The organism is Plastoroseomonas hellenica, assembly GCF_018129085.1.
GTDB lineage: Bacteria > Pseudomonadota > Alphaproteobacteria > Acetobacterales > Acetobacteraceae > Plastoroseomonas > Plastoroseomonas hellenica.
This window is the reverse complement of sequence record NZ_JAAGBB010000004.1, coordinates 190,056-201,524: the sequence shown is the minus strand read 5'-3', so window position 1 is coordinate 201,524 and position 11,469 is coordinate 190,056. Positions and strand designations below refer to the sequence as shown.

10 protein-coding genes are annotated in these 11,469 nt (G+C 69.3%); 5 read left to right on the top strand and 5 right to left on the bottom strand.

Features of this window, described 5'->3' with window-relative positions; genetic code table 11:
- Window positions 1-951 carry a 4-hydroxy-3-methylbut-2-enyl diphosphate reductase gene (gene ispH / locus GXW71_RS04960; RefSeq protein ID WP_211851287.1) on the bottom strand — a complete coding sequence of 317 codons (951 nt, stop codon included), beginning with the start codon at window positions 949-951 and terminating at the stop codon, window positions 1-3.
- 222 nt (window positions 952-1,173) lie between these two features.
- On the opposite strand from ispH, the gene GXW71_RS04955 reads away from it, so the two are divergent.
- Complete coding sequence (locus GXW71_RS04955) at window positions 1,174-2,088, top strand: ferritin-like domain-containing protein (RefSeq protein WP_211851286.1); 915 nt, start codon at window positions 1,174-1,176, stop codon at window positions 2,086-2,088.
- 2 nt (window positions 2,089-2,090) lie between these two features.
- On the top strand, window positions 2,091-2,675 hold the full coding sequence (locus GXW71_RS04950; RefSeq protein ID WP_211851285.1) for a CDP-alcohol phosphatidyltransferase family protein: 585 nt from the start codon (window positions 2,091-2,093) through the stop codon (window positions 2,673-2,675).
- A 196-nt stretch (window positions 2,676-2,871) separates the two neighbouring features.
- Here the strand turns inward: GXW71_RS04950 and GXW71_RS04945 are convergent, their stop codons facing one another.
- The 4 genes from GXW71_RS04945 to aepX are packed head-to-tail and all read right to left on the bottom strand — an operon-like array spanning window position 2,872 to window position 7,759.
- The gene (locus tag GXW71_RS04945) at window positions 2,872-3,966 is read right to left on the bottom strand and encodes a 2-aminoethylphosphonate--pyruvate transaminase (protein WP_211851284.1); all 1,095 of its coding nucleotides are present in this window, start codon (window positions 3,964-3,966) and stop codon (window positions 2,872-2,874) included.
- Window positions 3,963-4,958 (bottom strand): lysylphosphatidylglycerol synthase domain-containing protein, encoded by a 996-nt coding sequence (locus GXW71_RS04940; RefSeq protein ID WP_211851283.1) that lies wholly within the window; start codon window positions 4,956-4,958, stop codon window positions 3,963-3,965. The genes GXW71_RS04945 and GXW71_RS04940 overlap by 4 nt, the downstream gene beginning before the upstream one ends.
- Window positions 4,955-6,115 carry a phosphonopyruvate decarboxylase gene (aepY, locus tag GXW71_RS04935; protein ID WP_211851282.1) on the bottom strand — a complete coding sequence of 387 codons (1,161 nt, stop codon included), beginning with the start codon at window positions 6,113-6,115 and terminating at the stop codon, window positions 4,955-4,957. The genes GXW71_RS04940 and aepY overlap by 4 nt, the downstream gene beginning before the upstream one ends.
- Before the next feature lie 3 nt (window positions 6,116-6,118).
- Complete coding sequence (gene aepX / locus GXW71_RS04930; RefSeq protein WP_246526276.1) at window positions 6,119-7,759, bottom strand: phosphoenolpyruvate mutase; 1,641 nt, start codon at window positions 7,757-7,759, stop codon at window positions 6,119-6,121.
- A 115-nt stretch (window positions 7,760-7,874) separates the two neighbouring features.
- Here aepX and GXW71_RS04925 point away from each other — a divergent pair, with 115 nt between their 5' ends.
- From GXW71_RS04925 to dxs, 3 genes are read left to right on the top strand one after another with little or no spacing between them, the layout of a single operon-like run.
- Complete coding sequence (locus tag GXW71_RS04925; protein ID WP_367617247.1) at window positions 7,875-8,624, top strand: phosphocholine cytidylyltransferase family protein; 750 nt, start codon at window positions 7,875-7,877, stop codon at window positions 8,622-8,624.
- 15 nt (window positions 8,625-8,639) lie between these two features.
- Entirely contained in the window at window positions 8,640-9,539 is a 900-nt protein-coding gene (locus GXW71_RS04920; RefSeq protein ID WP_211851280.1) for a polyprenyl synthetase family protein, read from the top strand.
- A 16-nt stretch (window positions 9,540-9,555) separates the two neighbouring features.
- Complete coding sequence (gene dxs / locus GXW71_RS04915) at window positions 9,556-11,469, top strand: 1-deoxy-D-xylulose-5-phosphate synthase (protein ID WP_211851279.1); 1,914 nt, start codon at window positions 9,556-9,558, stop codon at window positions 11,467-11,469.

Sequence of the window (11,469 nt, the reverse complement as noted above, 5' to 3'; positions counted from 1 at the left end):
TCAGGAGACAGGCGGCGCGACGACGGCCGGCGTCTGGAGTTCGGGCGGCAGGCGGAAGGAGGTCTTCTCCTGGATTCCGGCCATCGGCGCCACCTCGACATCGGCATGGCGCCGCAATGCGGCGATCACATCCAGGACCAGCTCCTCGGGGGCCGAGGCGCCGGCGGTCAGGCCGACCGTCTCCACCCCCTGCAGCCAGGCGGGGTCGAGCGCGCTGCCATCGGCGATCAGATAGCTGGGCAGGCCCATCTCCACCCCGATCTCCCTGAGACGGTTGGAGTTGGAGCTGTTCCGGCTGCCCACCACCAGCAGCAGGTCGACCACGCCGCAGAGGTCGCGCACGGCGGATTGCCGATGCTGCGTCGCATAGCAGATGTCGGAGACATCCGGCCCTTCGAGATCCGCAAAGCGGGCCTGCAAGGCCGCGATGATGCTGCGGGTGTCGTCGACGCTCAGCGTGGTCTGCGTGACATAGGCGACCGGCGCGTCCAGCGGCAGATCCAGCAGCGCGACATCCTCGATCGAGGAGACGAGATGCACCGGCGCTTCGATCTGGCCGATCGTGCCCTCGACCTCGGGATGGCCGGCATGGCCGATCAGCACGAGATGGCGGCCGCGGGCGACATAGCGCTTACCCTGCCCGTGCACCTTCGACACCAGCGGGCAGGTCGCATCCAGGACCGGCAGGCCACGCGCCGCCGCATCATCGATCACCGACTGCGCCACGCCATGCGCGCTGAAGATCGTCACCGCGCCGTCGGGGATCTCGGCCAGATCCTCCACGAAGACGGCGCCCTTGCTCTTGAGCGTCTCGACGACATGGCGGTTGTGGACGATCTCATGGCGGACATAGACGGGCGCGCCGAATTTCTGCAGCGACCGCTCCACGATCTCGATGGCGCGTACCACTCCCGCGCAGAAGCCGCGCGGCTGAGCCAGAAGAACCCGCATGCAACTCCAACCCCTCGTTCCCGACCCGCCGGCCCCCCGCCGTGCGACCCCGGGCGCCGAGCAACAATGATGCGGCAGCGTCCGGGCCGATGTCAGGACGCGAACCCGTTGGCCCCCGCATCCTGTCCACCCGAAATAACAACGTATTGCGCTTTTCGCGTATGACGCCATCAATTTACTGCCGGGCTCGTGAAAGCCCTGCCTGATCTTGGGAGTCCCTTGATGCCGTCAAGCTCTGCTGAGTCGATACCGCTTGACAGCCCGCGTGTCGCTGCCGCCGACCACACCGCTCGGCACTGGACCTTCGATCAGCCCGGCACGGTGGCGGTCGGCAGTCCCGAGCATATGGCGATGTTCGCCCGCATGCTGTTGGAAACGCACAACCCCTACAAGCCCCGCGTCCTGGACTGGCCGAAGCTGGACCCGGAAGCCCATGCCCGGCTCACCGGGCTGCCCATCTGGGACATCGCGGTCCAGACCGAGGGCCGCGCCTCCCTCCGGGTGCTGGACTACGCCAGGACCATCGAGGACCCGCTGCTGCGGGAAGCCGTGGTCATGGATGGCAATGAGGAGGCCCGGCACAAGAAGGTGCTGTCCAACCTGGTCGAGGCCTATGGCGTCGTGCTGGAACCGGAGCCGGAATATACCGGTTTCCGCGATGTCGAATGGGGCTGGATGCGCACCGGATACAGCGAGTGCATCGACAGCTTCTTCGCCTTCGGCCTGTTCGAGGCCGCCCGCCGGTCGGGCTTCTTCCCCCCCGATCTGGTCGACACCTTCGAGCCGGTGATCCAGGAGGAGGGGCGCCACATCCTGTTCTTCGCCAATTGGATCGCCTGGCGCCGCCGGCAGGAGCCCTGGTGGCGCCGCCCCTGGTTCCGGCTGAAGACCATGGCGATCTGGGTGGTGCTGTTCTGGGACCGCCTGGTCCTCGCCCGCAGCATGGGCGGTTCGGCCAAGGACACGAACTTCACCGCTTCCTCGGATTCCATCGGCGTGACCATGAGTGCGGCGGCGCTGTTCGACATCTGCCTCGTGGAGAACGATCGCCGCATGGCGGGCTATGACCCCCGCCTGCTGCGCCCGACCACGGTGCCGAGGATGATCCGCTTCGTACGCCGTTTCATGAAAGCCTGACCGTGAGCGCCAACACCATCATCCACCGCATCGTCCATCCGGGGGTGGTCGCCCTCGCACCGACCGGCGTGACGCCGAACCAGATCACCACGTTCCGCCTGATCACCGGCGTCGCCGCGGCGATCGCTTTCGCCGGCCCGGCGCCATGGTTGCATATCGGGGGCGCGATCTTCGTGTTCTCCATGTTGCTGGACCGCATGGACGGCGACCTGGCGCGGTTCACCGGCCAGACCAGTCCGGGCGGGCATCGCTATGACCTGATCAGCGATTGCACCTCCAACATCATCGCCTTCATCGGCATCGGCATCGGGCAGATGCCCGAGCTCGGGCTTTACGGCCCGCTGCTCGGGATCATCGCCGGTGCCGCGGTCGGGTCGCTGTTCTGGCAGTTGCACATCCTGCGCATCGGCGAGCTGCGGCCCTGGGTGATCGGGCCTGGGCTGCATGTCGACCCCGACGACCTGATGATCTTCGTGCCGATCCTGGTCTGGTGCGGCGCTGCCTTCCCGATGCTGATCGCGGCCGCGGTCATCACCCCGGTCGTCGCCATCCTGCTCGGCGTGATCGGCAAGCGCCGGCCTGCATGATCATTGCCCTCAGACGCGCCGTGCCGGAGGCACGCCTTTCGGCGTGACGTGCCAGAGGCACGCCTTTCGGCGTGACGCGCCGCCTCCGGCGGCTTGGCTTCCACGCCGTCAGGGCGCGCCGGCGGGTAGGTCGGTCGCGCGTGGGGCCGCATTCGCGGCCTCGGACCGGTCCATGACCAGTCCGCTTATCGCGTGGTCAGGCCGGCGCCAGCACCGCCGCGATCGCCGCGAGCAGGCGATCGAAATCCCGGCGGTCCAGGGCGCCGATGCAGCCGATGCGGAAGGTCTCGGCCTGGGTCAGCTTGCCCGGGTAGATCAGGAAGCCGCGCTCGGCCAGCGCGTCGTAGAAGGGCCGGAACGCCAGGCCCGGCGGCAGATGAAAGGTCGCGATGATCGGGGCCTGCAAGCCTTCCGGCAGGAAGAGCTGGAAGCCGAGGCGCCGCATGCCGGACCATAGGGTCGCGAAATTGTCCTGATAGCGCGCCAGGCGGGCCGCGGGGCCCCCTTCGGCCTCCAGCAGCTTGAGCGCCTCCACGAGTGCGGCCACAACCTGGACCGGCGGGGTGAAGCGCCATTGGCCATCGGTTTCGAAGCCCCGCCACTGCGCATGCAGATCGAAGCTGAGCGAGGGGCTGCGGCCGGCGGCGGCGGCCAGGGCGGCGGCCTCGACAAGGGCGAAGCCGAGGCCGGGGACGCCTTCCAGGCATTTGTTGGAGGAGGCCAGGACCGCGGTGACCGGGGTGGCCGCCAGGTCGATCGGCAGGGCGCCGAAGCTGCTCATGGCGTCGAGCAGGAAGGCGCGGCCGGCCCCGGCGACCACGGAAGCGACCTCCGCCAGCGGGTTCAGGATGCCGGTCGTCGTTTCGCAATGCACCAGGGCGACATGGGTGATGGCGGGATCGGCGGCGAGGCGTTCGCCGATCGAGGCGGGATCGACCGCCTGGTCCTCCGGCCAGCGCAGGACATCGACCGCGCGGCCCATCCGCCTGGCGATCGTGACCATGCGGTCGCCATAGGCGCCGTTGACCAGCACCAGCAGCTTGTCCCCAGGCCCGACCAGGGTGGCGATCGCGGCCTCGACGATGAAGGTGCCGGATCCCTGCAATGGAACGGCGACATGGGTCGCCTCGCCGGCGGCGATGGCGAGCAGCCGCCGGCGCAGCTCCGCGGTCAGCGCGATGAAGGCCGGGTCGCGGGAGCCCCAGTCGCGCAGCATGGCCTGGCGGGTCTCGCTCCGGGTGGTGAGCGGACCCGGCGTCAGCAGGATCGGCGGCGACGGGGGCGGTGTCATGGCTGGCTCCTGGCCGGAGAGGCAGCGGGGATGGCTGGGGCGGCGGCGGTCCAGCGCCAGGCGATGATGCCGGGGACCCCGATGACGATGTCGCGGAGCCGCCTGAGCAGCACCAGCGCGATGGCGCGGTCGGGCGGAATGCCGAACAGCGCGCAGATCAGCACATAGCCGCCTTCCTGCACGCCGAGCGCGCCGGGGATGAAGAACCCCGCGCTGCGCACCGCCTGGCCCAGGCTTTCGATGACCAGCGCCTCGGCCAGCCCGCCGGGGATGCCGAGCGCCCACATGGCCGCCCAGGTCTCCAGCACGCCGAGCAGCCAGGAGACGAAGTGCCAGCCGCCGCTGGCCCAGAGCCGCCCGGGCTGCCGGTAGAGCCGGACCACCGCGTCGTGCAGCCCGGACAGGTCGCCGAGCGAGGTCCAGCCGGCACGGGCCGCGAGCTTCGGCAGCAGACGCTCGACCAGATGGAACAGGCCCCAGCGCTGCGCGGCCATGAAGACGCCGGTGATGCCGGCGCCGAGCAGGGTGCCGATCACGGCGACCCTGAGGGCCGTGTCGCCGCCGTCATGCGGAATCAGCAGCAGCACCAGCAGGCCCAGCAGGGAGAAGACGATCTGCGACGCCATCTCGGTCCCGAGGTCGGTGGCGACGCTGGCGATGACCTTGACCTTGTGCACCCCTGCCCGCGCCAGCAACTGGGCGCGGATCAGCTCGCCGACCGCCTGCACGATGGGCAGCAGGGCGTTGGTCGAGACGCGGATCCAGCGTAGCCGCGCCAGGAACGGCAGGCCTGGCCGCCGCGGATCGTCGATCACCGGCGCCCAGCCGGCGGCCGAGGCGACGATCTGGCTGATGTTCAGCGCGACCACCAGCACCAGGCCCCAGCCCGCTTGCAGCAGCAGGCCGAAGATCTCGGCCGGGTCGTTGGCGGCGATCAGCGCGACGGCGATCGCAAGCCCGATGCCCAGGCTGATGCCCGTGGACCAGATCACGCCGCGCGCGTCGCGGCCATGGGCGAGGCCAGGAAGTCGCGGAAGCGCCGCGCCACTTCGGGCGGCTTGACCGTGGGGCGGCCGAGCTTGGCCATCGACCCCGGTGCGATGCGCAGATGGATCAGCGTCGGTCCCGCCTGGGCGAAGGCGCGGCGCAGCGCGTGCTCGAAACCCTCGAGCGAGGCGCAGGAAGCCGCCCGGCGATAGCCGCAGGCGAGCGCGATGGCTGCGAAATCCACCGAAGCCGAGACCGTCGCCTGGCCGCCGGTCGAATCATGCACGCCATTGTCCAGAATCACATGCACCAGGTTACCAGGCGCATGGGCACCGATGGTCGCGAGCGAACCGAGCTTCATCAGCGCCGCGCCATCGCCATCCAGCACCACCACGGGCCGCGGGCTGTTCAGCGCCACGCCGAGCCCCATGCCGCTGGCGCCCCCCATCGAGCCCACCTGGTAGAGGTGCTGCGGCCGGTCGGCGAGGGTAAAGAGCTCGCGGCCGCATTTGCCGGTCGTCGCGATGATTGCGGCTTCCTCCGGCGCCACCGCCAGCACGCGCTCCAGCGCTGCGGCCCGGGTCGGGCGGGCGCCGATGGCGCGGTGGTCGACGCGTTCGCCGGGCGGCGGCAGCTCCCGCGGCGCCTGGTTGAGCGCGGTTTCCGCCACGTCGCCTTTGCGGACGACGAAGGCGTAGGGCAGCCCGGTCGCCTCCATGCGGGCGGCGGCCTGGGACAGGGTCGGCGCCAGCGCCACGGCCTCGTTGGGGAAGGGGGCCTGCTCCAGGCGCATCACGGCGATCAGGTCCTGGGTGATCTCGCCCATCAGCTCGTGCTGGGGCTCGTCCGGGATGCCGGGCTCGCCGCGCCAGGTGGTCAGGAACAGGGTCGGGATGCGGAACGGCGCGTTCAGCGAGGTCAGCGGGTTCACCGCGTTGCCGAGGCCGGAATTCTGGCACATCACGACCGTCTGCCGTCCGGCCAGCCAGGCGCCGGCGGCGATCGCCACCGCCTCGCCCTCGCTGGTCGCGCCGACATAGGCGAGCGTCGGCGCCGACAGCACGCCGTTGATCAGCGGCGTCAGGAAGCTGCAGGGGACGCCGGTGTAGAAGTCGAAGCCGGCCCGGCCGGCCTCGGAGATGAAATCCTGGGCGGTGATCATGGCTCAGGTGACGTTACGCGCTTCCGCGAGGTCGGTCATGGTGTCGACGTCCAGCCAGTGGCCGGTGAAGTACTTGACCCGCACCGGATGCCGGGCGGCGAGCCGGGTCAGCAGCAGCGGCATGTCGGCCTGCTCCAGCAGCCCTTCGGCTTCCAGAGCCGCGATCTCCTCCTGCAGCCAGGCGGTGCCGCGGGCGCTGAAGCGGGCCAGGCCCATCCATTCGCCTGCCACTTCGCTGGCCGGGATATACTGGTTCATCCGCCGCAGCATGGCCGGCTCGTCGTCCAGGTAGTCACCGGAATATCGGCGGTCGGCCATCACCAGGTCGCGCTTGCCGGCCCATGGCTGGACCGAGGCCACAGCATCCACCGCCACCACAACATCCGCGCTGCTGGTCAGCAGGCTGTCCAGGATGTAGCGGCGGAACAGCACATCGCCATAAGCGACGACCGTCTCACCTCGGATGGCATTGCGGGCGCAGGCGAGCGACCAGGCCTCGCCGGTCTCGGCGAAGCGGTCATTGTCCACCATCGCGACGCCCGGCAGCGCCACGGCTTCCTTGCGGTAGCCGCGCACCACGGTCACGTCCTGCACCCCGCATTCCCTGAGGGTGCCGGTCAGGCGCTTCAGCAGCGACTGGCCGCGGATATCGACCATGCATTTGGGCTGATCCGCCGGCAGCCCGCCGAGCTCGCCACCGGCCGCCAGCACCACCGCGCCGACGGCGGGCGGCGCCGGCAGGTAGCGGCGCTCGGCCTCTTCCAGCTCGGCATTGCCGACGAGCTGGAAGATGTCCTTCACCGTCGCGACGCTGCCTTCGACGCGCATGAGCGACTCGTCCTCCTGGATCGCGGCCGCGGTCTGCCGCATCGCGGTGATGGAGGATCGCAGCAGGTGGTTCGCCCAGATGATGGTGGAGATGCCGGCCTGCCGGAACAGGTCGGTCGGCGTCGCGTAATACATGGTGGGCACGATGATCAGCGGCGCGCGATTGGCCCAGATCTCGGCGAAGCGGAAGATCTCGTCCGCGCTCGCCTTCTTGGAATGGATCAGGATCGCGTCGGCGCCGGCGCGGTGATAGGCCTCGGCGCGCGTGATCGCCTCATCCATGCCGCGGCCCGAGATCAGCGCCTCGACGCGCGCGACCAGGGTGAAGTCGGGGTCGGTCTGGCTGTCCTTGCCGGCCTTGATGCGGCCGCAGAACTCGTCGATGTCGGCCAGCGGCTGCGCTTCCCCCAGGAAGGAATTGGTCTTGGGGAACAGCTTGTCCTCGATGCAGACGCCGGCGATGCCGCGCTCGCACAGTTTGCGCACGAAGCGGCGGACATTGTTGAAATTGCCATGGCCGGTATCGCCATCCACCAGGATCGGCAGGGTACTGGCGTCGGCCATGTATTCCAGCACGTCCAGCACCTGCGTCCAGGACGCCTCGTTGCTGTCGCGCAGGCCGAGCGAGGCCGAGATCGTCAGCCCCGAGGCCCAGATGCCGCGGAAGCCCGCTTCCTCGACGATCTTGGCGCTGATGCCGTCATGCGCCTCCATCAGGAAAGACAGCGTCGGTTTGGTGATTTCGTGCCGCAGTGCAGCGAAACGGGTCGTGGCGACCTGGCCGTCGCGCACGGGCATGGCGATCGAATGCCTCAAGGCACATCCCTCTTCCTGAGCGCTCCCGACAGCGCGGATGACAGGATGGCGACACTTGCAAGATATTCAACTGTCACCATACCGTAATTCCATTGGGGAAATCGGGATATTGGATGTGTCTGCCTCTTCGCATGCCGCTGCTGCGATCATCCTGGCGGCCGGCGTGGGCCGGCGACTCCATGCCACGGAGGATCGGCCGAAGATCCTGCTGGAATTCGGCGGCAGCACGCTGCTGGCGCGACATCTGGCGGCACTCAGGGCCCATGGCGTCGATCATGTCAGCATCACCGTCGGCCACCAGCAGGCGCTGATCCGGGCCGAGGTCGCCCGCCTGGGGCTGTCCGGCCGTGTCACTTTCGTGGAGAACCCGCGATATCGCGAGGGCAGCCTCGTGTCGCTCGCAGCACAGGGGGCCTGGCTGCGCGCCGGAACGCCGGTCCTTCTGATGGACGGCGACGTGCTCTACGATCAGCGCATGATCGCGTCCCTCCTCGATACCCCCCACGAGAATGTCCTGCTGCTCGACCGCGAGATCGAGCCGGGCGACGAGCCGGTGAAGATCTGCTTCCGGGGCGACAGCATCGTGGATTTCCGCAAGCAGCCCGAACATGCGCATGACCGGTATGGAGAATCCGTCGGCTTCTTCCGCTTCTCCGCCGCCATGGCCGCCGCCCTGGCGGATCGGTGTGACGCTTATGTGCAATCCGGCCAGGCCAGCGTGGAGTATGAAGAGGCGATCCGCGACCTGATCCTCGCCGACCCGGCCCGGTTCTCGGCGGTGGACATCACCGCACTGCCATGGGTCGAGATCGATTTCCCTGCCGACGTGCAGCGCGCCCGCAACGAGATCCTTCCGCGGCTTTGAAGCAGCTTTGACGCCATGAACCTGGAGACATTGCCGGCAGCCATCGCTGAGGCCGCTGCCGAGATCGACACCGCGCTGGCGGTGCTGCTGCCGCCGGATGCCGGCGAGGAAGCCCCGCTGTTCGCGGCCATGCGCTACGCCACTATCGGTGGCGGCAAGAAGCTGCGCGGCTTCCTGGTGCTGGAGACCGCGCGGCTGTTCGGCGTGGCGCGCGGGTCGGCGATCCGCGTGGCGGCGGCGGTCGAGATGCTGCACGGCTATTCGCTGGTGCATGACGATCTGCCGGCCATGGATGATGACGACCTGCGCCGCGGCAAGCCCACGGTGCACAAGGCCTGGGACGAGGCGACCGCCATCCTGGCCGGCGACGCGCTGCAGACCCAGGCCTTCGCCACCCTGGCCGCGCCGGAGACCCATGCCGATGGCGAGATCCGCGCCACGCTCTGCCTGCGCCTGGCCCAGGCAGCCGGGGCGCAGGGCATGGTCGGCGGCCAGATGCTCGACATGCTGGCCGAGGTCGCGACGGCGCCGCTGGAGCGCGGGGCTGTGCTGCGGCTGCAGCAGTTGAAGACCGGGCGGCTGATCGAATTCGCGGCCGAGGCCGGCGGCATCCTCGGCCAGGCGGCGGCGCCGCTGCGTCAGCGGCTGCTGGCCTATGGGCGGGACATCGGCACGGCCTTCCAGATCGCCGACGACCTGCTGGACCTGACCGCGACGCCGGAACAGGCGGGCAAGGCGACCGGCAAGGACGCGGCCGCCGGCAAGGCGACGCTGCTCGGCCTGCTGGGCCCCGAGCGCGCGAGGCTGTATGCGGTGGAGCTGATCGCGCGCGCCAAGGCGGAACTCGATGTCTTCGGGGCGCGCGCGGATCTGCTATGCGCCCTGGCCGATCATGTCATCAGCCGTCGCCACTAGCCGGTGAGGAACCGTCATGCCCCATACGCCGCTGCTTGACCGTATTCGGGAGCCTGCGGATTTGCGGAACCTGTCGGCGGAGCAGCTGAAGCAGGTTGCTGTTGAGTTGCGCGCGGAGACGATCGACGCGGTGTCGGTGACGGGCGGTCACCTGGGGGCCTCGCTCGGTGTGGTCGAGCTGACGGTTGCGGTGCATGCGGTGTTCGAGACACCGCATGACCGGCTGATCTGGGATGTCGGTCACCAGGCCTATCCGCACAAGATCCTGACGGGTCGGCGGGAGCGGATCCGGACCTTGCGGCAGGGCGGGGGCTTGTCCGGGTTCACGCGGCGGTCGGAGAGCGAATACGACCCGTTCGGTGCGGCGCATTCCTCGACCTCGATCTCGGCGGGTCTCGGGATGGCGGTGGCACGCGAGCTGAAGGGCGAGGAGCGGCACGTCATCGCGGTGATCGGCGACGGGGCGATGAGTGCCGGCATGGCCTATGAGGCGATGAACAATGCCGGGGCGAGCCGGGCCAACCTGATCGTGGTGCTGAACGACAACGACATGTCGATCGCGCCGCCGGTGGGGGCGATGAGCGCCTATCTGTCGCGGCTGATCTCGTCGCGGCCGTTCCTGTCGATCCGGGAGCTGATGGCGAAGATGGCGCGTCGGTTCCCGCGCCCGCTGGAGCGGGCGGCGCGGCGGGCGGACGAGTTCGCACGCGGGCTGCTGACGGGTGGCACGCTGTTCGAGGAGCTGGGGTTCTACTATGTGGGCCCGATCGACGGGCACGACATGGACCACCTGATGCCGGTGCTGCGCAACCTGCGCGACACCGACCACCAGGGCCCGATCCTGCTGCATGTGGTGACGCAGAAGGGCAAGGGCTACGCGCCGGCGGAGCAGAGCGCGGACAAGTACCACGGTGTGGCGAAGTTCAACGTGGTGACGGGTGAGCAGGTGAAGGCGCCGCCGGGCCCGCCCTCGTACACGAAGGTGTTCGCGAAGGCACTGATCGCGGAAGCGGCGGCGGATGATCGGATCGTGGCGGTGACGGCGGCGATGCCGTCGGGGACGGGTCTGGACGCGTTCGGCAAGGCGTACCCGAAGCGGAGCTTCGACGTGGGGATCGCGGAGCAGCATGCGGTGACGTTTGCGGCGGGGATGGCGACGGAGGGGATGAAGCCGTTCTGCGCGATCTACTCGACGTTCCTGCAGCGGGCCTATGACCAGGTGGTGCATGACGTGGCGCTGCAGAACCTGCCGGTGCGGTTCGCGCTGGACCGGGCGGGCCTGGTGGGTGCGGATGGCGCGACGCATGCGGGGTCGTTCGACATCGCGTATCTGGGATGCCTGCCGAACATGGTGCTGATGGCGGCGGCGGATGAGCTTGAGCTGATGCACATGGTGGCGACGCAGGCGGTGCTGGACAGCGGCCCGAGCGCGCTGCGCTACCCGCGGGGTGAGGGGCTGGGGCTCGCTCTGCCGGAGCGGGGGACGCCGCTTGCGATCGGGCGCGGCCGGGTGCTGCGGGAGGGGACGAGCGTGGCGATCCTGTCCTACGGGGCACGGCTGGGGGAATGCCTGACGGCGGCGGAGGATCTTGGGACGCGAGGGCTGAGCTGCACGGTGGCGGATGCGCGGTTCGCGAAGCCGCTGGATGTGGAGCTGGTGGAGCGTCTGGCGCGGGAGCATGCGGTGCTGATCACGGTGGAGGAGGGCTCGGTGGGGGGCTTTGGCTCGCTGGTGATGCAGCACCTGGCGTGGACGGGTCTGCTGGAGACGGGGTTGAAGCTGCGTCCGATGGTGCTGCCGGACCGCTACATCGACCACAACAGCCCGGTGAAGCAGTATGACGAGGCCGGGCTGAACGCGCCGCAGATCGTCGCCGCCGCACTCGCCGCCATGGGCGAAGCAAACGCTCGACCCGCGCGGGCGGGCTGA